The sequence below is a fragment of the Desulfohalobium retbaense DSM 5692 genome (assembly GCF_000024325.1).
Classification (GTDB): Bacteria; Desulfobacterota; Desulfovibrionia; order Desulfovibrionales; family Desulfohalobiaceae; genus Desulfohalobium; species Desulfohalobium retbaense.
The window spans coordinates 1,188,482-1,210,886 of sequence record NC_013223.1; the positions used below are offsets into that span (position 1 = coordinate 1,188,482).

The window sequence follows — 22,405 nt, forward strand, 5'->3', positions numbered from 1 at the left end:
TGGGAGCATTCAGTTCGCGGTCCGGTTTCCCCCTTTTGGCGGGACCAAGAAAATGTGCGGGCCTTTCGCTCGAAGCACACAGAAGAGACGGCAAACTTTTGCGTCTGAAATTCCATGCCCTGTGACGAAGAGCCTGAAATTTGAAGGGGTAACGGCGACCTTGATCATTATATCGCCCTAACGTGGGATTGGTGAACGGGCTGCGAAATGGGGTTTTTTCACCGTTCAGCTCAATTCGAACTCGTTGTATCTACTCACCATTTAACAGTATTCGCAAGGAAAATATGGCCTTATTGACTGCGCAAGATCTCCGATTGACCCACATCGGTCCGCCTCTTCTTGATGGAATCGATTTGCAGATCCACCCTGGCGACAGGATCTGTCTTCTGGGACGCAATGGAGCGGGCAAATCCACATTGATGAGCATCCTGGCCGGGATTCGATCTGCGGATGCCGGGACCGTGCACCGGGACACCGGTGTCGAAGTGGCCCATCTGCCCCAGGAACTGCCGGATTCGGAAATGGACAAGTCGGTCTATGCCGTGGTGGCTTCCGGACTGGGGGAGCAAGGCGAAAGTCTTGTCGCCTATCAGCGGCAACTCGATCTGGCGGAGTTGCAAGGGCATCCGGATATCCGTGCGCTGGAGGCAGCCCAACAGGAAGTGGAGCGGCATGACGGCTGGGACGCGGACCGGCGCATCCGCGAGATGCTCACCCGGCTCAAGTTGGACGGTTCGGCTCACTCCCGCCATTTGTCGGGCGGTGTCCAGCGCAGGGTTCTTCTGGCCCGGACACTGGTCGGGACACCGGATATCCTGCTTTTGGACGAGCCGACGAACCATCTGGACATGCAATCCATCCAATGGCTGGAGGAATATATCCTGCGCCATGTGCCGACGCTTTTGTTCGTCACCCACGATCGAGCCTTTCTGCGCCGCGTGGCCAACGGAATCATCGAACTCGACCGCGGGATGTTGACGCGCTGGCAATGCGATTATCCGACCTATTGCGAACGCAAGGAAGCGGCCCTGGCGGCCGAAGAAGAGCAGTGGCGGCGCCAGAACCAGCGGCTTGCCGAGGAGGAAGCCTGGCTCCGCAAAGGACTCAAGGCCAGGCGCAAGCGGAATATGGGCCGTGTGCGGGCCCTGGAACGGTTGCGCCAGGAATGTCGGCAACGGCGGCAGCGTGAAGGCACCGCCCGATTGGCTATTCAGGAGGCGCGCCAGAGCGGCCGGGTCGTTGTTGAGGCCGAAGCAGTGACCCTGGGCTACACCGACGCCCCGGTAGTCCGGGATTTTTCACTTGTTATCCAGCGGGGGGACAAGGTCGGGATTGTTGGTCCAAACGGGTGTGGGAAAACGACGTTGCTCAAAGGGCTCTTTGGGGAATTGGCTCCGGCTCAGGGGCAGGTGCGACTGGGAACCAACCTGGAGGTCGCGTATTCGGATCAGATGCGCGACGCATTGCCGCCGGAAACCCCGGCCCGAGACATTGTGGCTGAAGGCAATGATTTTCTTGATGTCGGTGCCAAGCGCATGCATGTAGTTTCGTATCTGCGCGATTTTCTCTTTACCCCTGAACGGGCTCAGATACCGTGCAAGCTCTTATCCGGCGGGGAGCGCAACCGGCTGCTGCTGGCGACGTTGTTTGCCCGGCCGGCCAATGTCCTGGTTTTAGACGAACCTACGAACGATCTCGACAGCGAGACGTTGGAACTTTTGGAATCGAAACTGGTGGAATTCGAGGGCACTGTTTTGCTCGTCAGTCACGACCGGCAATTCATCGAAAATGTGGTCACCTCCACCCTGGTGTTTGAGGCCGACGGTCAAGTGGTTGAACACGCTGGCGCAGTGCCCCGATGGGAGGGGCTCTGGGCCGGTGCGGCGGAGCCGGAGCCGCGATCTGAGAAATCCCCCGCCACTTCGTCATCCAAGCCAAAGCGGGAGCGGCCGCGGAAGTTGGGGTTCAAGGAGGCCCGGGAACTGGAAAAGCTCCCGGAGGCTATTGAGGCCAAGGAAGGCGAGTTGGACGCATTGCACTCCTTCATGGCCGCCGAAGATTTTTACCGGCAGGATGAGGCGCGCATCAAGGAAGCCGTGGAGCGATTGGAACCGTTACAAGAGGAAATCGCCTCTTTGTACCAGCGGTGGGAAGAACTTGAGGCCATCCGGCTTCATTCCGAGCACAAGGGGTAAGCCATGCTCCGTTTCGAAGAGCACCATGCTGTCAGACAAACTGTCCGGCAATGGCGCAGTGAAGGCCAAACCGTGGGCCTGGTACCGACCATGGGGTTTTTGCACCAGGGTCATTTGAGTTTGATCGACTGGGCCAGAGCCCATTGTGACCGAGTGGTGGTTTCCATCTTCGTCAATCCGACGCAATTCAGTCCTGGGGAGGATCTTGCGACATACCCTGTGGATATTGAACGTGACGTCTCCTTGCTCGTTCAAGCAAATGTGGATCTTTTATATATCCCTGATACACAGGAAATGTATCGCCCTGGTCATTCGACCTGGGTGGTTGAGGAGAACGTCGGAACAGGGCTTTGCGGAGCAGACCGTCCAGGCCATTTTCGAGGCGTTGCCACGGTGGTCTGCAAATTGTTTCACCGAGTCGAGCCGGATCTGGCTGTCTTCGGCGAGAAAGATTGGCAGCAACTGGCAGTGCTCCGCCGCATGGTTCGGGATCTTGATTTTGCTATCCAGATTGTGGGCCGACCCATAGTCCGCGAAGAGGACGGGCTGGCATTGAGTTCCCGCAATGCGTATCTGACCCCAGAACAGCGGGACCAGGCCCCGGCTTTGTTTGCCGGATTGCAGGTCATGCGCCAGGCTTTGCAAATGGAAGGAAGCGAGAGCGCTGGCATCAAGCAGGAGGCACTTCGGTTCTGGAAGCGGCATCTTCCGCTCGGACAGGTGGAGTATTTGGAAATTGTCGATCCGGAAAGTTTGCAGCCCCTGAAAACAATCCACGGTCCGGCTTTGGCGGCTGTCGCCATGCGCCTCGGTCGGGCCCGTCTTATTGATAACCTCCGCTTAATGGAGTGAATATGGCTTTACGAACCTATCTGCAATGTAAACTGCACCGGGGCACGGTAACCGGGGCGGATCTTGAGTATGAAGGCTCCATTTCCATCTGCAGCCAATTGCTGCGCTGTGCCGGGTTGCACGTACACGAGCGCGTGGAAGTCTATAACGTGACGAATGGGGAGCGTTTCGCTACGTATGTCATCCCAGGTGAAGCCGGAGAGATCGGAGTCAACGGAGCCGCGGCCCACAAAGCTTCGCCCGGGGATCAGGTCATCATTGCCGCGTACGTCCAATTAACGCCCGAAGAGGCTGCAGGGCACTCTCCGGATGTGGTTTTGCTTGGTGATGAGAATAGTGTTGTACGCATTCAAAAGGGAAGTGGTCCATGTGTAGCAAGTTGAGCGTCCATACTCTCCAGGGCTTGAAGACCGGCGGGGAAAAGCTGGCCATGGCCACGGCCTACGATTATCCCTCGGCCCAGATCGCAGATGCGGCCGGAATGGATATACTGTTGGTCGGAGATTCTTTGGGTATGGTGGTTCTCGGTTATGAGTCTACTGTCCAGGTAACGGTGGACGAAATGCTCCACCATACCAAAGCGGTGGTCCGCGGCACCAAACGGGCCTTTGTCATTACCGACATGCCGTTTTTGTCCTATCAGCCCACCCCGGAAGTGGCGGTGACCAATGGTGGGCGATTGTTCAAGGAAGGGGGGTGCGATGCCGTGAAACTGGAAGGGGGGCTCTCGGTGCTCCCGCAAGTAGAAGCCTTGACCAGGGCGGGGATTCCAGTCTGCGGCCATATCGGGTTGACTCCGCAGACAGTGACCCAACTCAGCGGGTACAAGGTCCAGGGACGTGATGTGCAGGGGGCCGTTGCTTTGCTTGAAGAGGCCAGAGCCCTTGAGGCCGCAGGGGCGGTTTTCGTGGTTTTAGAGTGTGTGCCCCAGGAAGTGGCCGCCCGGATCAGCCGCGAACTGACGATTCCCACCATTGGTATCGGCGCGGGCGTGGATTGTGATGGGCAGGTTCTAGTCTATCACGACATGCTGGGGTTTTTTGACCGCTTTCAGCCCAAATTTGTCAAAGAGTATGTTGATCTGGGGGAACAGGCCCGCAAAGCGTTGCAGGAATATCGAGAGGAGGTCAAATCAGGCACCTTTCCTAAGGCGGAGCACAGCTACACCCTCGACGAAAATGTCCGCACCGCTTTCGAAGGGGAGGTTTCCGGCGGATAGCCACTTATGTGATTTCCATGTCAGCCAAAAAAAGCCCATCCTGAGCACGCTTTGCTCTGAATGGGCTTTTTTTTTGGCGCCGATTCTTCGATATTCACAGAGCGGAAACTTTCCGGCTTGATGATGGGAGTCTCACACCTACAGCAAAGCGGCAAAAACTGTTTGGTTCTTTGACGGATCCTATGAATTTTTGGAGTTTGCCGTCTCTTCTGTGTGCCCACTTTCGGCCCGGTATTTTCTCAATCCCGCCAAAGGGGGATCCTTGCCCCCTCCGGACTCTCATCGTAGTGACAACCCAAAATTGACCAGGCGTGATAACGCAAATTTGACCACCCCCCTGGGGTTGTTTCAGGGTAGCCTTCCCCACCCCCGGGGGTGGGGAAGCGGCCGGTCTTAGTTGTTTGCCTGGCCTTGCAGCGCCTCCTGTAGCCGGTAGCTCTGCCAAGAACACTCAATGATGTGGGCCTTGTGGGTGAGCCGGTCAAGAAGGGCTGCTGTCAGGTTGGCGTCGCCAAAAACCTGGGTCCAGTCCCCAAAGCCGAGATTGCTGGTGATGATCACAGAACCGCGTTCATGGCGCTCAGCAAGCACCTGAAACAGCAGTTCCGCCCCTTCCTGGGAAAAGGGTATGTACCCCAGCTCATCGAGGATGAGCAGCCCATAGCGACCATAGCGCTTGAGGATGCGCTGCAGATCCTTTTCCTGCCGGGCCTCGATGAGTTCGTTGACCAGGCCGCAGGCTGTGACAAATCGAGTGCGGACTCCCTGGCGACAGGCCTCCACACCAAGGGCTGTGGCCAGATGGGTTTTGCCTGTACCGCTTTTGCCCAGGAAGATTACGTTTTTGTGCTCTTTGACATATTCGCCGCTGCAAAGCTCCCGGATCAGCCGCCTGTCCAGGTCGGCAGTGATCTCAAAGTCAAACCCCTCTATGGTCTTGATCAAAGGGAACTTGGCTTCTTTGAGGCGGCGCTTGAGCCGGTTGTCAGCCCGAATCCGCATTTCATGGTCAGTCATCTGCAAAAGCAGCTCGGCATAGTCCATGCCCGATTCGCGAGCCTGCCGCAGAAAGGACTCCAATTCCTTGGCCATCTGGGAGAGGTTCAGGCTCTGGAGGTTCTCCTTGAGGGTGACGCTGACCGCGGGGTTCATGATACACCTCCGAGCTCGCCATACACTGAGATATCCGCAGGGACAAAGCTGCTCCACCCTGGAACGGGGCCGCTAACAGGCTCAGGGATTTGTGGCCGGAGAAGGTGCCTCACGGCTTCGCCGCTGCTAACGCCCGCCTCCAGAGCGCGCTGGACAGCCCGCTCGACGTCCTCGGATGCATGCTCGCGGTAGAGCTTGAGCACACTGATAAAGTCCTTGGTGCCTTTGCCTATCCCCTGTGCTTGCCGTAAGCGCTGGAGGAGCCGTTCAAAGCTTGCCGGCCACTCAGCACGCCACTGCTTGATGGGCTTGGCCGAGCTAAAGGCGCTGGGACGCGTTTGCAACAGATCCAGGTAGTGATCAGGGTCAAGCACCCACTTGTTGTTCCCGTAAACGCGGTCATGGCAGGCAATGCGGCGTCCATCGTAAAATACCTCGACCTTTTGCGCGCCGAGGCTCAGGTGGACTTTCAGCCCCGCATACCGGGAGGGCACGGAGTAGTGGTTTTTGTCCGATATGACTGTGCCATAATGGTTTACTTTGCCCGACTGTGAAATGGTGTTGCTGTAGGGCTGAGCAGGCAGATCCAGGAGCCGGTGCTTTTCATGCTCAAAACGCTGACCAACGGTATATTCCTGCCCGGAGACGATATGCTGCTCTTTATAGAGGAGACACTGGCTCAACAGTGACTCATTGAGTTCTTGGAGAGAATCAACATCAGGCACCGGGGTGAGAAAATTACGTCGGGCGTAGCCCACGAGGCCTTCAACACCGCCTTTTTCATGCGCTGCCCTAGGATTACAAAAGACAGCATCAAAGGTATAGTGGGCTCTGAATTTGGCAAAGCCGTCCTGTTCAATGCGCTTTTTGCCTCTGAGAATCTTTTGGACCGCAGCGGTCATGTTGTCATAGATCAACGTGGGGAAAACACCGCCGAAAAAAGCAAAAGCTTGCATGTGGGCATCAATAAGGGCCTGCTGCCGCTCGACTGGATAGGCCCGCACAAAGCTTGTGCTGGAATACTTGGAGCGCATGCAGAAGAGCTTGAGCGGGGTCAGTTTTCCGGCGATGTAGGCTTTGAAATCGCCCCAGTCCACTTCGGCTTCCAGGCCCGCGTCCGGCTCTGCGGGGACAAAAGCCCCCTTTGCCCCAAGACCGATTCGAGTTTTTGCTTGGCGCACATAGCGCCGTACTGCCGGCTCTGAGCCTTGGAAACCGTGCTCATGGACCAGCCGGCGAAAGATCCGCCTCGCGGTATGCCGCTGCTTTGGGGGCCTTTGCTTGTCCTGCTCAAGCCAAGAATCGATGGCCCCCGCAAAGCCCTCTAATGCCGGCATCGGTTGCTGCTTCCTGGCGGCATAGCCGCTGTGCTCGTTGCGTAGGACCTTGCGTATCGTGTTTCGTGAGTGCCCGGTTTTCCGGGCGATTTCAGATATGGACAGACCATAGACACGATAGCTGGTACGGATAAATTCAAATTGTTCCACCTTCAGCATACCTCCTTTCCTCCATCTTGGATTGAGTTGGCTTTCCCAAGATGAAGGGGGTGCTGGAGGTGGTCAAATTTCGGTGATCACACCCCGGGCTACCTGGTCAGTTTTGGGTTATCACAATCATCTCAAGTGGAACAGAACTCCAGGTGTCGAAGATGGCCCTTATTGCACCGGAATCCGCCTGGGAGCATTCAGTTCGCGGTCCGGTTTCCCCCTTTTGGCGGGACCAAGAAAATGTGTGGGCCTTTCGCTCGAAGCACACAGAAGAGACGGCAAACTTTTGCGTCTGAAATTCCATGCCCTGTGACGAAGAGCCAACTGTTTTGTATCAGCTATACCTTGTGACGACATGAGGATATCTCTTGAAGGCTGAGGCGGTGGAGCCTTTGTCCTAAAATTGTGTCAACAGAAACTGCTCTTCGGACCAAAAAGAGCCGTCCCAAGCCAAGGAGATGGAGGGCGGACGATCTTCAAATCCATGATTGTACAATCAGGTAGGGTGTTATGGTAGTATGTTGTCGATAATATATTGAAATATAATAGATAATAAAAATAATACGGAATTAAAAATATTTGGGATAAGCACTTGATTTCGTGATGTGTTTTGTGCAATCCAGGCATATGAGAAAAGAACCAAGAGAAAGGGATGAAAATAAATGACCTGGAAGCACTGCAGCCTCCTTGTGTGCCTTTTCCTCTGCCATGGTCTTGGAATTTCGAGCGCATTCGGGATGCCACAAGCATTTCAGGAGGCACGGCCTGTGTCATTTGGGCCCTCGGAGTTTGTCTCTCAAATGTCCCAGCCGGACCCAGAGAAGTCCTCAGGAAACGAAGGCGATGGGCAGAGAATCCAACACAATATTTGGCTCCGGGAGCAGGGAGAAAGGGGTAATGCTTTAGCGTTCTTCTTCCCCCAAAGGGTGGAGAAAATCAAAGGGGCCCACGGTCGATCCCAGGTCCAATTTCAGGCAAACGGTTACGGAAATTCCTTTGTGAAAGAGTATGTAACAGTTTTGGGCGATATTTTTTCTAATTCATATGTGCTCCACTGGAAGGGTGGACTTTTAGTTGCTTTGTTTTTGATAACAATTCTATCTCTTTCTAATAAAATAAAAACAAATGTATTCTTAAGAAGCAGTATTTTCCTTTTTCTAATATTAATTTTCATATTTATATATGAAAATATATTTATCTATTTAAATTATATTGAGCATATATTTTATTTGACTTGGATAAGTATAATTGTTGTGTTTTTATTTATTAAAAATCAGATTCAAAAAAAAGAAAAAGATGTTGCAGTTGATTTAGCAATAAAAATAGGCATGCAACCACAAAAAAAGATCTTGTTTGATAGCACTTGGGCCCAAATTTATAAGCTGACTCGTAATGTTGTTTGCGTCGAGAAAAGTGTCTTTTTTGAGGTAGAGCCCGGGAAATCGGTTCTTTTTGAGGTCCCGTCGATGGAAGGCTCTTCAGGGGACATAGAGGAGCGGAGGCGGGATTATGCCCGGATGCCGTATCAGGCGGCCTTGCAACAGGGGAGCGGCGTCCAGGTGGAAGGCTTTTTTCGTAACCTCTCACCGGGGGAACGGGAGTATCTGATCCCGCTCCTCTATGGGAGTCGTCTGTTGGGCTTTTGGGCGTACACGGTTTTGCCTTCGGGCCCCTTGGCCATCAACACGCTTCAGCAGGTGGCCAATGCAACTGCACGAGAGGTCGCGGCGTTTTTGGCGCAGTCCTCCAATCCTCCTGTACGTCAGTATCTGCCGTGGTTGCGCCCTCAACCCTTAGCGAATCTGACGTATCAACAGCGCGGAGGAAATGGTTTGCCCGCCATCATTGATTCTGCAGCACAGCGGATAACCTTGCAAAACGCTTTACTCAAAGGGGTCGATGTGGGCCTTATTGCCTACGATGTGTTTGGGAATTTTCTTTTCGTCAATGAGCGAATGCAGGAGTGGTTTCGGCAATGGTCGCTAGCCTGGAGCGAACTCTCACCTCCCGCATTGTTGGCGTGGTTGGGAGGAATGGAGACATGGCGCGCGTATGCCAAAGTAGACCAAGTCATCCTAGAACAGGAATCGCAGCAGATCTACGCTGAAAAACAATGCCAATCGACTATTTATCTGCATCCGATTTTTGAAGAGGATACGCCATCTCTTGAGAAAAGATATACCCCTTTTTCATTACGAGGGGTGCTTTTTGAGGTTCATCGATATTCAGCGTCTATAAAGAAAGAAAACGTATAATATATATAAATAATACAAAATGATAGATGAAGAAAAACGCGATGTATATAATACTATTTATGGGCTTTTTAAGTTCGTAGGCGAATATAATTCAGTTATAAAATGGTGAAAAGGAAGTATTTAAACTGGTTGTAATTGTGTAAATAGTATTTTACAGAAGTTAGTATGAAAGTAAGTGAATGTCAAATAGCAAGCACTAAGCTCAACGGTGATACATTTCTTAAAAATAAATTACATCAATGTAATTTTGAGGATGGAGCTGTCTCAGTAGTTGTATATGATGTTTATATAGAAAAAACAAAAAAAGTATTTTGTAAAGTTAGTTTAGGATCTGATGGAGAATTTTGTCTCAGTTTGGGAAATGTAAAAGAAATAGAAGATTTTAGAAGATACATAATCGAATTTATAGAAATATTTAATGAGCATGAGCTAATTCGCTTTCAGCCAGTAATTGTATCAGTATTAAAAAAAGAAATTTGTATTCGTGTCCCAAAGCGGTATGAGAGATGCTTGAGGCCGCCTGAGGTTTTGGAATGTACTCAAAAATTGGATCTGCAGCTTATTTCAAAAAATGGAATTACGAATGCAGAATTGCTATGGATCGGATATCAGTCTCTTTTTTGCTTAATTTCCTGGGAAGAAGTACGTTTAAAAATGTGGCTAAATACCGATAAAAGGGTAACGGTTACATTATCAAAGAGCGGCTTTGTACACTATACTGGGATCACAGAAGTTGAAGAAGCCCAGGAAACAGAAAAAGGGATTTTGCTCAGTCTCCATTTTTATGATTCTGGGTATAGCCGATTTCCCGAAAAAAAATTCAGGTCCAGGAGACTTTCACTGGTACCAAGTCCAGATATAATTTTTAAAAATCCTTTTAATGGATCGGTATTAAGCTATAAAATCCGAGATATATCCGGTGGCGGTGTTTCTTTTCGAGTTCCGCAAAAAACGACTGGAATTTTTCCAGGTTTAAATATTGCTAACGTCAAGATTGTCTTTGGTTTTAAAAAAGTTATTTCCTTAGATATTCAGTTTTTATATTGCAATGATGGTGTAGATGGCGAAGGATGTATATGTGGGGCATGCTTTATAAATATTTGCCCTGCTGTGCACACGGAGCTTATGCAAATATTGCAACAAGCACATGATGCTAATGCATATGTTGATCCTGCATGTTTGAGTATGGAAAAGTTATGGAACTTCTTCTTTGAAACAGGATTTGTCTATCCTGAAAAGTATAACATCATTGCCTCGAAAAAAGAAAAATTGAAAGAATTGTATTCATATCTCTATACAGAGAATCCTTCTGTAGTTAAAAATTTTATATATCAAGATGGGAATGAAATCATAGCCCATATATCAATGCTGAGATTGTTTGATCGAGCATGGCTTGTTCATCATCATGCAGGAGATAAAAGATCTAATGGATTTGCTGGCATAAAAGCTTTAAGCCAATTAAGTCGATATATTAATGAAGTCTATCGAATTGAAACCGCAAAAATTAACTATGTTTTTTGTTTTTTTCGGCCAAATAATAAATTTCCTGCTCGTGTACTGGGTGGAGTGGCACGATATTTAAAGGGAAATAAAGTATGTAGTATTGATGAAATGAGTTATATTTCATCTGTAAAGTCTTTTTTGTGTCGTGAAATTGACACATCCATTCGAGTGTATAAAGCTTCAAGTATGGATTTTAATGATGCCATGCATGTATATGAAAATATTTCAGGTGGTTTGTTTTTTAGAATGATGAATTTTGAAAATTCAAACAGTGTTCAAAAAAGTTATGAAAAGAGTGGATTTGAACGAAAAAAAGAAATATATACTGTTAAAAAAGGTTATGTGAGTGTGGGTTTGGTTGTTCTTTTGCAAACAATGTCTTTTATGAACATGTCAAATTTATCTAATACAATTATTTTTTTAAATTTGCAACCAGGCAAATGTGAATCAAAGACTATTCTGACAAGTATAAAAATTGTGTCTGAGCTTTCTGATGCCGATGATTTGTCTGCATTGATATTCCCAGCTGAAAGTAGTTGTCAAGAAGTGGATAAAAATTATGCACTATGGATATTAAATTTGGAACATGTCGATGACTATTTTCGCTATTGTACTCGTTTATTTAAATCGTTTTAAAGTTGTCTGTACGTCAATTCTTTATCCAGTTTTTTGTGTCTAAGCATGAATGTGGCGGTAAGTGATTTATTGATAATGTGGGCTTGGGTTCCGGAGTTTTTTGAATATCCCGCTGCACTGTTCGTATTGGGATTTTTTTGATGTTTTGTGTAAGTCTTACCTGAGGATGTCCGGATTTTCATATGTATTCAGAGCAGGTGCTTTATAACAGCAGGATCATTGATATCTATATTCGATACCTGCGCAAACATTATCCTGACGTCGATATCCAGTCTGCGGTTTCGGCAGCAGGGATGAAGATGTATGAGGTCAATGACCCAGGGCATTGGTTTTCGCAGCGTCAGATTGATCTCTTTTACGGACTGGTCCAAAAGGGGACCAACAACCCCAACCTGGCCCGAGAAGCGGGGCGCTATGCTGCATCGGTCAGTGACATTGGCCACTTAAAGTACTGGATTTTAAGTCTCTTTACTCCGGCCAGGGCTTTTAGCATCATTAATCAAGCCAGTTCCTTGTTTACACGATCCGCTGTGTATGAGTCGCGCAAATTGGGGCCCAATAAAGTCGAGGTCGTGGTGACGCCGCGGCCCAGTGTCCGAGAAAAACCGTTTCAATGTGAAAACCGGCTCGGGTTTTTTGAAGCCATTATTTCTGCTTTTAAATATCATCTCCATCGAGTTGAGCACCCTGAATGCTTATTTCGCGGCGATTCGAGGTGTCGCTACATTATATCCTGGAAGGGATCTCGTAGTTCGACTTTGTTTCGAGCGAAGCGCTGGGTGGCTAGTTCTGCTATTTTTTTATTTGTACCTTTTATCTATTTCTATCCTCAGCAGTGGTATTATGGTCTGTTTTCAGCCTCTTTAATTATAAGTATTTTTCAGGCTATTGTTCTTAAAGCTGAAAATACTGAACTCAGGGAAAATATGGATATCGCTAAAACCACCGGTGATCAACTTATAGATCAGGTTGATGTCAATTACCGCAATTCTCTTTTGACATATGAAATCGGCGCTGCAGTAACAAAGCAAACAAACAAAAAAGATATTGTTAAAAAGGTGGTTGAGCTGCTCGAGGATCGACTTGACTATGACAGGGGGATGATTCTTCTTGCTGATGAGAATAAAAGTAGATTAGAATATATCTCAGGATACGGATATACAAGTCGGGAGTACATATTTCTTAAAAATGCGAATTTCAACCTTTTCAAGTCGAGATCCAAAGGGGTCTTTGTGGTTTCGTTTCACCAACAAGAACCTTTTTTAGTTAATGAGATAGAAGCTATAGAGAGTTCCCTCTCCGAACGTAGCCTGGAATTTGCCAGACACATCGGAGCAAAATCCTTTATTTGCTGTCCTATTCTTTATGAAAATGAATCCCTGGGCATTCTGGCTGTGGACAATAAAGTCACTAAAAAGGCGCTGGTTGAGCGGGATGTATCCCTTTTAATGGGCATTGCCCATTTTGTGGGCGTAAGTCTGCACAACAACAAGCTTTTTACGACCAAAGAGCTCCAATTCAAATCACTTATCAGGGTCCTTGCCGCGAGTATCGACGCCAGAGACCCCACTACTTCTGGCCATTCCGAGAAAGTGGCCCAGTATTCTAGAGGTATTTGCCAGGAACTGGGGCTTCCGGAGACCACAAACGAAGTCGTGTATATTGCTGCACTGCTTCATGATTATGGAAAAATCGGTGTACCTGACGCCATACTTAAAAAGCCAGGGCCACTGACACAGCAGGAGTATGGCGTGGTCCAACTCCACGCCGAGCAAACGCGGTCAATCCTGCGCCAAATCATGTTCGAGGGGATTTTTGAGGGAATTCCCGATATTGCTGCGGCCCATCACGAACGGATAGATGGGAGCGGCTATCCGCTGGGGCTCAGTGGTGAGGCCATCCCGTTTGAGGCGAGGATTATTGCCGTTGCTGATTTTTTTGAAGCCCTGACCTCTGTCAGGCCGTACCGGGAACCGCTGAGCTTTTCCCATGCCTTCGAATTGCTTGAAAGGGGCAAAGGGATCCATTTCGACCCTGAGGTGGTTGAGGCCTTGCGTTCCTATACTCTCCGCCAAGCAGACTGCGATTGAGTGGTCTGCAGCACTTGCCGCCCGTCATCCTCCTTTTTGTATTCCCTTGCTTTGCATCTGATTGACTGTTGAAAAAATCCGTATACCGCAGGTTATTGTAATATCTCAAGGGACGACGACAATACGTTTGAAAGCAAACATATTCGTACGTACAAGTGTGAACGTATGGCAGCTGTCTGCCTTGGGAAGATTTTCAACGGTCTCTTAGAAACGCTCCTGAGAGTTCCGGGGCTCAGAAAGCTACGCCGCGACAGCACAATAACGGTGTGTAGGTAAAACGCCGCGGATCAAAAAAGAATTCTTTGAAATCACGAAGAAATCCTTCAAATCCATCCTCATATTCCGGGAATTCATACCCTGAGCGAGCAGCAGCAACCTCAATCTTCCGGCTCCAATTATAGGCCTCCTTTTCTTGAAGATGGCCGTAGATTAAATGGTGAGCCCCAAGACTGACCGCGATATCCTGCATGCCGGCATCATACATATAGGTGTATAATTTCTTCCCCATTTGCGGGTCAAAATCCCTATGGTCGACCAATTGCTGCATGACGCCGTTGAGAGCCTGTGACAACCGCTCAGGCATTTCGAAATGTCCGGTGCAGTTGTTGTCAAGATCGATCAGGCAAAGGATTCCGCCGGGTCTGAGACATTTTTTCAAACGATGGACAATTGTTGCTGCCCCTTGCTGGTGGTATTCAAGAAAAAAGCGAACCCAGATGAAATCGAAAGGGGGTAAGTAGTCGAGGGGCGCGTAGATATTGGCTTGCAAGAAGGAGATGCCTGGCCCGCTATAGAGGTTTCTGGCATGTTCGATACGTTCTGGAGAGGCATCAATACCGAGGCATGATCCGGACTCGCCGACAAGCTTGGAAAGCATTTTCGTGGTGATGCCGGCGCCGCACCCCACATCAAGCACCCGCATCCCCGGGCGCAAACCGGCCCAATGGGCCTGGGCGCTCAAGGAGTCAAAATCGGTCTTTTGTTCCAGGCGATGCGTTTCTGCCTCGTGTTCCATGAGATAGAAAAATTGTTCGGGGAGTGAAAAAGGTTGCATATGGTGGGAGGCGAGCTTCAAGCGCGCCCGCCGCGGCGGCTGAAGGTGCAACAGGTGGGGCTGGGCCCGGCAATCCGATGATCTGGATAGTCTCCCCATACGTTGGCTGGAGCGAAAGATCAATTGGTTTCAGAGCGAATCGTGTTGCAATCGTTACCAAATTGTATCTGCTGCTCAGCAAGAGTAGCGCTGGGACCTGTCCCCGGCGAGGACGAGATGGCACAAAGTTCACCCTTGTTTCCTGTGAGTTGAAAAGGGAGAACGATACAGATTTCGTACAGACCAAGAAAGCTACGCGGCTGGGCCGCACCATGATTTTTGCATCACCAAGTATCCCCTCGTTTCACGATGCCCAGAATCGCGCCCACCGTGCGGTGCTGACTCGGCCTTGCATGCATTTCGTTCCTGGCCTACCGTGCGCAGCACGTGGTGCTATAGTCAAAAGGATTCATGATGCAAGGTTCGATATGGCGTTCCCAGCGCTTCCAGGCCATGGCCGTCTCGTTTGTCGCCGGGGCCGTGTTGATGGCCATCAAATTCGCGGCGTATTCCGTCACAGGATCAGCCGGTATCTTGTCCGATGCCCTGGAGTCGGTAATCAATGTCGTCGCCAGCGGATTTGCCCTGTACAGTGTTTTTCTGAGCCGGCGTCCCCCTGACCGGAACCATCCTTATGGTCACGGGAAAATCGAATATTTTTCCGCCGGATTCGAGGGGGCTCTGATCGTTCTGGCCGCCCTGGCCATATTTTTTCAGGCTGTGCCGCGGTTTTTCGACCCCCGTCCCTTGCAGCATCTCAATCAGGGGGTAGGGCTGGTCACGCTCGCGGCGGTGGTGAATCTTTTGCTGGCTTGGCTTTTGATCCGGGTGGGGCGTCAGCGAGATTCACTGGCCCTGGTCGCAGACGGCAAGCATCTGCTGACCGATGTGGTCACCAGTGCCGGGGTCATTGGTGGGCTTGGGCTGGTGCATTTGACAGGGGCGTTGTGGCTTGATCCCCTGATCGCCTGTTTGGTCGCCGTGAACATTCTGGTGACGGGATCAAAATTGCTCCGGGAATCCGCAGCGCGGCTCATGGACGAGGCTGATCCAGCACTTTTGCAGCAAATTGTCGATATATTAAACGCCAACCGGCAGTCGGACTGGATCTCACTGCACCAGTTGCGTGCCCGACGCTACGGCCCTGTGGTCCATGTCGATCTGCACATGGTTTTGCCCCGCTATTACAATCTGGAAGAATCCCACAAGAGTGCGGAGCGTATCGAGGCCCTTTTGCGGGAGCGCTTCGGTGCCGGCGCAGAAATCATTGTCCATACTGATCCCTGTACGGAGCAGTGGTGCCCGGCGTGCGCCAAAGATGCTTGCCGGCAACGAGCCGCTGCCCACAGCCAGCACCCTCTTGTCCCCTTTACCGTGACCCGGGCCATGGCCAGCCACGGCCACCACAACGCACCGCGTGCCACCTCGGGTCCTGATCAGCAAAAGACGGAGTGAGCGAACAACACCGGAACGGGTACCCGTCAGGTTGAGCAACGCAACCAGGATTTCGAGCTTGCCCCTGTATTTTTTGGCTCTTCGTCACAGGGCATAGAATTTCAGACGGCAAACTCCAAAAATCCACAGGATCCGTCAAAGAACCTATTTTTTTCGCCCTGAGACATTTGTGACAGGCAATTAAAAGGCCCAGGTGACGGCCATCGAGCCGATGGCATGGCCGCGGTCCTGGTGTTCGAATTCCTGGGTCCGAAAGACATGGCGGTAGGTTATTTTGAGTTGTTCGAAGGTCACAGCCACGCCGGCGGAAATTTCTCCGACAATGAAACGTTTGTCGACGTGACGGCTATGGCGCCAGGTGTTGCCATCCAGGAAAATATTCCGGGCGATCACCTGAGCATTGACACCAGCGAAGAGGTGAACACCAAGCCGGCCCCACCTCGTGGCCGGGCCTGTAGGGAGGGGAGCGCTGATCCCGGCGCCCGGGCGAATGGTATCCGTGCCGAAATCCTGTGGGAGTCTGTATCCAAGCCGGAACTCCCCGCCTGCATTGAGCGCGGTCTTGACATTGCCCAAAGTGGCTCCGATATGAGGGAGGCAGTCCGCTCCGAACCCGTTCGGGTTTGTCCACTGCCAGAGCCGGTGTTTGCGTTGCCAAGCCAGTCGAAGGGCGGGTTCATCGTGGAGTTGGCTGTCCCACCCACGGGCGAGGTGCAGTCCGCGGAGTCTGTGAACGGTGTTTTGGGCCTCTTCCCCAAGGGCCGAAGGCCCCACGATGCCGACGACCGCTTCGAGGGTGTCCAATTGCGAAGTCGTTTTGCTGTGCAGGGCCAAGCCACTGTAGAGAAAGCCGGCATAGGGCCGCTCGTCGGGGTCGACTATTGTGGTGCGAATATCCGAAGGGGTGTAGATATGCTGCCCCAAAAGAAGGCCCACATTGTGGGTGCTGTCCGGGACGTTCACAAAAGGAGCACAACGGATGATCGGCAGGGTCCATTGCGGCAGGCGGACATCGTCACGGTAGCGTTCGAGGTCCGGGGAAACCCATGTCAATTGGACAGCGTTGGTGTAGTATTTATCTGTGTCGGCAAAGAGGTCGTTTTCAAAAAAGAAACTCACAGTTTGCCAGTCCTGTGACGAATTGGAGGAGGCATATACCGGGCCAATCACAGCGAATACGATTAGGCCAGCCAAAAAGAGGGGCAATAGGAATCCAAAGGGACGTTTTGCAGGAGTGGTCATTGTCAGTCCAGACGTTGCAGCCCGTTTGCCACGGGCCCGGATGGTGGGGACAGTGCACAACGTCCGCGAAGACGTCGGCAGATTCCAGACTGTTGGAAAAAATACGTGACTCAGGAGGCCCAAACTGTGACTGCGCACACGAGATCAGATTGCAGCATACCGTATATATTCTTTGATTTCGGTGGAGTCCTTGCTGAAGAAGGTTTTTATCAAGGACTTCATGTGATCGCTCGGGAAAACGGCCTTGATCCTGCATGGTTTGTGCCGCTGGCCGTGGAAACCATCCTCAAGACAGGGTATGTCCTGGGGAAGGGAACAGAATCGGAGTACTGGAGTGCCTTGCGGCAGCAGACCGGGGTGGACTGGTCTGATGATCAGTTGCGAGAGACCATTCTCAACCATTTTGTCCCTCGTCCGGCAATGCTGCAATTATTGAGCGTTCTCGCCGAGGACCCGGTCCATCTTGGGTTGTTGAGCGACCAAACCGATTGGCTGGATGAACTCGACGCCAGATACGGCCTCTATACTTTTTTTGATTCTGTCAACAATTCGTATGTCACCGGTTTGCATAAAGGTCAGCCGGCATGTTTTGAGCTCGCGCTGAAAACGGTTCGGGCCGAAGCGAAGGACTGTTTGTTTATCGACGACAACCCGAACAATATCCGCGTTGCCCGTGAAGTGGGGCTGGAGACGATCCTGTTTCGCGATCTGTCGGGCTTTGCCGCGGATTTTCGTCGGTATTGCCCCCAGGCGGTCCAATCCGTTTTTTCCTAACGGGCCGTAAAAAGCGACCGTCCCTGCGTCAAAAACAAGATACCTGTTTGCCGGTCCCCGGCCGGGCATGGGGAAAACGGCCGCCACACCTTCTGTGGCGGCCGTTTTTTGGGACAGATCATTGCTCCTCGGACGGATCGGGGGACGAAGGAGGTGCAGGGGAGCGGTGCTGGCTGGCCGGCCACGCGGTATGGGCGGTGCCGGGAAAGAGTTCAACCGGAATGGGTAGGATTGTTGAGGCCTTACTTTCGTAGGTCATTTCTCGCAAGGTCTGCAGGTAGCGCAGTTGAAGCGCTTCGGGATGGCCATGGATGATTTCCGCGGCCTGGGCCAACCGGTTGGCAGCCTGGTATTCCCCCTCGGCGTTGATGACCTTGGAGCGCCGGTCACGTTCGGCTTCGGCCTGACGGGCCATGGCCCGTTGCATTTCCTGGGGCAGGTCAATGTACTTGACTTCCACATTGGTGACCTTGATGCCCCAAGGGTCGGTGTGGTCGTCCAGTATCGCCTGGATTTGATCGTTGATCTGGTCCCGATGGGTCAGGATATCATCCAGTTCGGCCGCACCACAGACCGAACGCAAGGTGGTCTGGGCCAATTGCGAGGTGGCAAAGAGATAGTCCTCGACCTCTAGAATGGCCTTAACCGGTTCTAGAACCCGGAAATAGATGACCGCATTGATTTTCACACTGACATTGTCTTTGGTGATGACGTCCTGGGCCGGGACATCCAGGGTAATAATCCGCAACGAGACCTTGATCATTTTGTCCACCACAGGGATCAAGATAATCAGTCCCGGTCCTTTGGCCTTGAGGATACGACCGAGCCGAAAAATGACGCCCCGTTCGTATTCATTGAGGATTTTGATCGCAGCGAACAAAAACAGGGCCACAAGCACGATGACAGGGACATACGTGTAGAGGAAATCCATAAAATTACCCATGCGAGACCTCCAGCGGGGATTGGTCGGTGAGCGGCCGGACCACAAGATCAAGGCCTTTGACGCCTACGACTTCGACTTTTTGTCCTTCATGCAGGGCGTGCCCCATTTCGCTGCTGGCATTCCACAATTCACCCCGGACCTTGATTCGGCCCCGGTCGCCCTGAGCAGTAACCACTTTGCCGCGTAGGCCGATCATGGCTTGCTCTCCGCTTTGACGGGGACGGATCTGAATTTTGGTCACCAGATACACCACACCTACGACAAAGGCCGCCACTAAAAGCACCGTTGGCAAGACCACGTCCAACCCCAGGGGGGCGAAGCCGAAACCACTGCGAAACAGCAGTGTCGACCCGAGGAGAAGGCAGATCAGCCCGCCCACGGTCAAAAGTCCGAAGCTGGTGATCGCCAACTCCAGGAGAAAAAGGACAAAGGCCAGCAGAAGAAGGAGCACTCCAGCGATATTCGTGGGCAAAATAGCCAGGGCATACATGGCCAGTAACAGACAAATGGCCCCGAATACGCCCGGAAAAACCGCACCAGGATGGCTCAGTTCAAAAAACAGGCCAGCGATACCGCCCAAAAGCAGAAAATAGGCGATTTGGGGGTGCAGAAGCCAGGAAAGAAACCGGTAGCGCAAGGGGAGGGTGTACGGCGTGACCGCAATCTGCTGTTGGGAGAACGCATAGCTCCGGTCCTCGAAGGTAAAGCCTTCTGCCCCGGCTTTGACGAGGGCCTCAATTGGGGAGTCGGCCAGGTAGTCCACGACATCCTGTGCCGCGGCCTCCTGGGCCGTCAGGGTGGCAGCTTCGTCCACGGCCTTTTCATACCACTCGGCGTTGCGCCCACGGGAAGTGGCGATTCCCCGAATGAGGCTCAGGAAATCGTTCTTGATTTTCTGGCCCATGGTGGAGTTCATATCTTGCCCGCCCAAACTGACCGGACTGGCCGCTCCAATGGTCGTTTGCGGGCTCATGGCATTGATATGCCCAGAGGCGACCAGAAAGACGCCCGCGGAAGCGGCTCGTGCTCCTCGTGGACCGACCCAGATACAGACTGGAAGTGGGGCGTTGAGAATCGTTTTGACCATATCGCGCATGGACGCTCCCAATCCCCCTGGGGTGTCCAACTCGATCACGAAAAAGTCGAAGTTTTGTTCCCTGGCCTTTTGCAGGGATTCGGCAAGCAGGTCGGCCTGGGCCGGGGTAATGGCCCCCTCCAGGCGCACAGAAAGAGCGCGAAGATTCGGAGAGGATTGGCTGTGACCTGCCGTGCCTGCCAAGAACAGGATCAGCAGACCGAGAAGGCATGCACTACCGTGGCGGAACCAGACCTGGTGGCATGATGGAGCAGACATGGTCGGTCCTTTAGCAGGCCGTTGCGGATCTCCCAATGGCAGAGGCGGCAAACCATTTGCGCTGGTGCGTAGCGGTACTCCCCACCGAGAAGCGAACCGATTTTACGGGGAACACTGCGCTCATCGATTTTTTGCCGCTGTCATTTTGGGGCTCGAACGGCCTGCGGAGCAATAACGTTTTCAGCAGACAACGTGCTGGAGGAGTCAAACGTTCAGGTCACCCAGGATACACATGGACTATAGGCCAGGACGAGACGTGAGGCAAGAAAAGAGGGAATTGGTGATCAGTTCGCTTAAAGTGGCCGGCGGCCGGCACGAGTATGACAGGGAGAAACACAACGGCCCCGCACCTGCCTGGTGCGGGGCCGTTGTGGTGTGCATTTCCAAAACGTGGTCAGACTATTTGACGTGACACTCGCCGCAGGCCAAGGGCCCCTGGCCTTCCTGTTCGTGACAGTCGATGCATTGGGTGTGGTAGGCCTCCATCAAACCCAATTCATCAGAGCCCGGATCTGCAGGGTGGCAGTCCGAACAGGGCATGCCAATGGAATCCATCCCTTCGACTTTTTCACCGTCTTCATAATAGTGATGGCAGACGGCGCAATCAAAGAGTTCGGCTTTTTCATTGTGGGCGTCGTGCTCAAAGACCGCGGGAGGGCGTTGGCCTTCGCCAAATGCCGGATCCGAGAGCACGGTCATATCCATTTGGGAAAAAGCGGGCAGCAAAAACGCAAACACCATCACTGCCGCAAGACAAAACGGTACTATTCGTTTGACCATGATAAACCTCGTCGTGTTGCTATTCCTCGATAGAATTCGGTTTTTCCATGCATTCGTAGATGATATCGATGAGGAATTTCAGTTCCGTTCCCAGATGGTATTTGTGGATGATGTCTTCAAGGCCACCGTGGCAGTTGTGACAGGGAGAGATAACGACTTCTGCACCGGTTTCCTTGATCTGCTCGGCTTTGATCCGGTTGCCCTCGACTCGGGTGTTCCGGAAAGGAGGCCCGCAGTTGATGACGCCCCCTCCGGCACAGCAGCAATAATTATGCTCCCGATTCGGGTACATCTCGGTCACATTGGAACAAAAGGCGTGCGTGACCTCCCGGAGCTTTTCATGCAGCCCCATACCGCGGATGATATTGCAGGGGTCGTGGATGGTCACCGGCTTGTCGAATTGTTTGGCCACCTTGAGCTTTCCGTCCCGCAGCAATTCCCAGTAGAACTGGATGGCGTGGACAATGGGGATGGGCGGTTTTTGCCAGGCCAGCCAGCGGTTGCCGGTATCGTAGACAGAACGAAAGGCGTGGCCGCATTCGCCCATGACGATGCGTTTGACTTTCAAGCGGCTGGCCGTTTCGAAATGCTGCCGCTTCAAGCGGCCCATGAGTTCCGAGTCTCCGGAATACATGGCCATATCACTGTTATCCCAGCCTGTGGTCGCTGGCATTGTCCAATTGATGCCGCATTCGTGCATCAAAACCCCGGCCTGCAGGATGAGCTGGGTCCGGAATTTCGGCTCGGGGCCGATAACGGAGTACATGACATCTGCGCCCTCTTTTTCCAGGGGGATGCGCAGATTCGGGATCTCGTCGCGGCCTTCGTCTTCCTGCCATTGGAGGCTGTCAATCCATTCGTCCTCTTTGACCCACATCTGGTTGAAGGTCGCGGCATGACTGTGGGCCGTGTCCTGGAGGTATTGCGGGGTGACACCAAGAAGGTGGCAGATCCGCCGGACATTGGACATGAGATAGGCGGTATCGATGCCGAATGGGCAGTACATGACACACCGCTTGCACAGGTTGCATTCGGTGTAGGCGATTTGGGCGCAATTCCGAATGAATTCCGGACTGACGTCGCCTTTTTTGCGTATCAACTCCCACAACGTCTGTTTAACCTTGCCGACAGGCGAGTATTGCGGATCCCTGTCGTGGGAATGGAAATAGTGACAGGCCTCGGAGCACAATCCACAGTGCACGCAGGTCTCGACGTATCCTTTGAGGCGGGCTCCACCTTCGCCGTTAAGAACCTGATTGACGGCCTTTTTGATCTTTTCCGGGTTTTCCTTGAGCTTTTCGACCCCCGCATCAAGCCCGGCGTCAGCCACATAGCGGTCGAAGGCCGCAGCGTTGTCGTCCATTTTATTGAGCAT

The 22,405-nt window shown here is 51.9% G+C and carries 17 protein-coding genes; 9 read left to right on the forward strand and 8 right to left on the reverse strand.

Annotated elements, in window-relative coordinates; translation table 11 throughout:
• Positions 1–284: 284 nt before the first annotated feature.
• The 4 genes from DRET_RS05075 to panB are packed head-to-tail and all read left to right on the forward strand — an operon-like array spanning position 285 to position 4,266.
• Positions 285–2,195 carry an ATP-binding cassette domain-containing protein gene (locus DRET_RS05075; RefSeq protein ID WP_015751450.1) on the forward strand — a complete coding sequence of 637 codons (1,911 nt, stop codon included), beginning with the start codon at positions 285–287 and terminating at the stop codon, positions 2,193–2,195.
• Positions 2,196–2,198: 3 nt separating this feature from the next.
• A complete protein-coding gene (gene panC, locus DRET_RS05080; RefSeq protein ID WP_015751451.1) occupies positions 2,199–3,047 on the forward strand; it encodes a pantoate--beta-alanine ligase in 849 nt (282 codons plus the stop codon).
• A gap of 2 nt (positions 3,048–3,049) precedes the next feature.
• On the forward strand, positions 3,050–3,430 hold the full coding sequence (panD, locus tag DRET_RS05085; RefSeq protein WP_015751452.1) for an aspartate 1-decarboxylase: 381 nt from the start codon (positions 3,050–3,052) through the stop codon (positions 3,428–3,430).
• On the forward strand, positions 3,415–4,266 hold the full coding sequence (gene panB / locus DRET_RS05090) for a 3-methyl-2-oxobutanoate hydroxymethyltransferase (RefSeq protein ID WP_015751453.1): 852 nt from the start codon (positions 3,415–3,417) through the stop codon (positions 4,264–4,266). The genes panD and panB overlap by 16 nt, the downstream gene beginning before the upstream one ends.
• Before the next feature lie 393 nt (positions 4,267–4,659).
• Here panB and istB read toward each other — a convergent pair whose 3' ends face one another.
• Both istB and istA read right to left on the reverse strand, forming a co-directional pair.
• Positions 4,660–5,418 (reverse strand): IS21-like element helper ATPase IstB, encoded by a 759-nt coding sequence (gene istB, locus DRET_RS05095; protein WP_015751454.1) that lies wholly within the window; start codon positions 5,416–5,418, stop codon positions 4,660–4,662.
• Positions 5,415–6,914, reverse strand: a complete 1,500-nt coding sequence (gene istA, locus DRET_RS05100; protein WP_015751455.1) for an IS21 family transposase — start codon at positions 6,912–6,914, stop codon at positions 5,415–5,417. The genes istB and istA overlap by 4 nt, the downstream gene beginning before the upstream one ends.
• Before the next feature lie 653 nt (positions 6,915–7,567).
• Here istA and DRET_RS05105 point away from each other — a divergent pair.
• The 3 genes from DRET_RS05105 to DRET_RS05110 all read left to right on the forward strand — a co-directional run bounded on the left by DRET_RS05105 (position 7,568) and on the right by DRET_RS05110 (position 13,389).
• Positions 7,568–9,160 carry a hypothetical protein gene (locus DRET_RS05105; protein WP_041281914.1) on the forward strand — a complete coding sequence of 531 codons (1,593 nt, stop codon included), beginning with the start codon at positions 7,568–7,570 and terminating at the stop codon, positions 9,158–9,160.
• Positions 9,161–9,325: 165 nt separating this feature from the next.
• On the forward strand, positions 9,326–11,299 hold the full coding sequence (locus DRET_RS13650; RefSeq protein ID WP_015751457.1) for a PilZ domain-containing protein: 1,974 nt from the start codon (positions 9,326–9,328) through the stop codon (positions 11,297–11,299).
• 182 nt (positions 11,300–11,481) lie between these two features.
• Complete coding sequence (locus tag DRET_RS05110) at positions 11,482–13,389, forward strand: HD domain-containing phosphohydrolase (RefSeq protein WP_015751458.1); 1,908 nt, start codon at positions 11,482–11,484, stop codon at positions 13,387–13,389.
• A 232-nt stretch (positions 13,390–13,621) separates the two neighbouring features.
• Here DRET_RS05110 and DRET_RS05115 read toward each other — a convergent pair whose 3' ends face one another.
• Positions 13,622–14,443: a class I SAM-dependent methyltransferase gene (locus DRET_RS05115; RefSeq protein WP_015751459.1), complete on the reverse strand. Its 822-nt coding sequence runs from the start codon at positions 14,441–14,443 to the stop codon at positions 13,622–13,624.
• 453 nt (positions 14,444–14,896) lie between these two features.
• Here DRET_RS05115 and DRET_RS05120 point away from each other — a divergent pair, with 453 nt between their 5' ends.
• The gene (locus DRET_RS05120; RefSeq protein WP_015751460.1) at positions 14,897–15,937 is read left to right on the forward strand and encodes a cation diffusion facilitator family transporter; all 1,041 of its coding nucleotides are present in this window, start codon (positions 14,897–14,899) and stop codon (positions 15,935–15,937) included.
• A 180-nt stretch (positions 15,938–16,117) separates the two neighbouring features.
• On the opposite strand, the gene DRET_RS05125 is transcribed toward DRET_RS05120, so the two are convergent.
• Positions 16,118–17,179 carry a lipid A deacylase LpxR family protein gene (locus DRET_RS05125; RefSeq protein WP_015751461.1) on the reverse strand — a complete coding sequence of 354 codons (1,062 nt, stop codon included), beginning with the start codon at positions 17,177–17,179 and terminating at the stop codon, positions 16,118–16,120.
• Positions 17,180–17,305: 126 nt separating this feature from the next.
• Here DRET_RS05125 and DRET_RS05130 point away from each other — a divergent pair, with 126 nt between their 5' ends.
• A complete protein-coding gene (locus tag DRET_RS05130) occupies positions 17,306–17,953 on the forward strand; it encodes an HAD family hydrolase (RefSeq protein WP_015751462.1) in 648 nt (215 codons plus the stop codon).
• Positions 17,954–18,071: 118 nt separating this feature from the next.
• Here DRET_RS05130 and DRET_RS05135 read toward each other — a convergent pair whose 3' ends face one another.
• From DRET_RS05135 to tmcB, 4 genes are all read right to left on the reverse strand, one after another.
• Positions 18,072–18,896: a slipin family protein gene (locus DRET_RS05135; protein WP_015751463.1), complete on the reverse strand. Its 825-nt coding sequence runs from the start codon at positions 18,894–18,896 to the stop codon at positions 18,072–18,074.
• A complete protein-coding gene (locus DRET_RS05140) occupies positions 18,889–20,250 on the reverse strand; it encodes an NfeD family protein (protein ID WP_015751464.1) in 1,362 nt (453 codons plus the stop codon). The genes DRET_RS05135 and DRET_RS05140 overlap by 8 nt, the downstream gene beginning before the upstream one ends.
• A gap of 399 nt (positions 20,251–20,649) precedes the next feature.
• Complete coding sequence (gene tmcA, locus DRET_RS05145) at positions 20,650–21,030, reverse strand: acidic tetraheme cytochrome c3 TmcA (protein WP_015751466.1); 381 nt, start codon at positions 21,028–21,030, stop codon at positions 20,650–20,652.
• A gap of 19 nt (positions 21,031–21,049) precedes the next feature.
• A complete protein-coding gene (tmcB, locus tag DRET_RS05150; protein ID WP_015751467.1) occupies positions 21,050–22,405 on the reverse strand; it encodes an electron transfer complex ferredoxin TmcB in 1,356 nt (451 codons plus the stop codon).

Excerpts from the sequence above, each read along its gene's own strand:
- DRET_RS05075 (WP_015751450.1), top strand. The coding sequence starts at position 285 with ATGGCCTTATTGACTGCGCAAGATCTCCGATTGACCCACATCGGTCCG.
- panC (WP_015751451.1), top strand. The coding sequence starts at position 2,199 with ATGCTCCGTTTCGAAGAGCACCATGCTGTCAGACAAACTGTCCGGCAA.
- panD (WP_015751452.1), top strand. The coding sequence starts at position 3,050 with ATGGCTTTACGAACCTATCTGCAATGTAAACTGCACCGGGGCACGGTA.
- panB (WP_015751453.1), top strand. The coding sequence starts at position 3,415 with ATGTGTAGCAAGTTGAGCGTCCATACTCTCCAGGGCTTGAAGACCGGC.
- istB (WP_015751454.1), bottom strand. The coding sequence starts at position 5,418 with ATGAACCCCGCGGTCAGCGTCACCCTCAAGGAGAACCTCCAGAGCCTG.
- istA (WP_015751455.1), bottom strand. The coding sequence starts at position 6,914 with ATGCTGAAGGTGGAACAATTTGAATTTATCCGTACCAGCTATCGTGTC.
- DRET_RS05105 (WP_041281914.1), top strand. The coding sequence starts at position 7,568 with ATGACCTGGAAGCACTGCAGCCTCCTTGTGTGCCTTTTCCTCTGCCAT.
- DRET_RS13650 (WP_015751457.1), top strand. The coding sequence starts at position 9,326 with ATGAAAGTAAGTGAATGTCAAATAGCAAGCACTAAGCTCAACGGTGAT.
- DRET_RS05110 (WP_015751458.1), top strand. The coding sequence starts at position 11,482 with ATGTATTCAGAGCAGGTGCTTTATAACAGCAGGATCATTGATATCTAT.
- DRET_RS05115 (WP_015751459.1), bottom strand. The coding sequence starts at position 14,443 with ATGCAACCTTTTTCACTCCCCGAACAATTTTTCTATCTCATGGAACAC.
- DRET_RS05120 (WP_015751460.1), top strand. The coding sequence starts at position 14,897 with ATGCAAGGTTCGATATGGCGTTCCCAGCGCTTCCAGGCCATGGCCGTC.
- DRET_RS05125 (WP_015751461.1), bottom strand. The coding sequence starts at position 17,179 with ATGACCACTCCTGCAAAACGTCCCTTTGGATTCCTATTGCCCCTCTTT.
- DRET_RS05135 (WP_015751463.1), bottom strand. The coding sequence starts at position 18,896 with ATGGGTAATTTTATGGATTTCCTCTACACGTATGTCCCTGTCATCGTG.
- DRET_RS05140 (WP_015751464.1), bottom strand. The coding sequence starts at position 20,250 with ATGTCTGCTCCATCATGCCACCAGGTCTGGTTCCGCCACGGTAGTGCA.
- tmcA (WP_015751466.1), bottom strand. The coding sequence starts at position 21,030 with ATGGTCAAACGAATAGTACCGTTTTGTCTTGCGGCAGTGATGGTGTTT.
- tmcB (WP_015751467.1), bottom strand. The coding sequence starts at position 22,405 with ATGCTCAATAAAATGGACGACAACGCTGCGGCCTTCGACCGCTATGTG.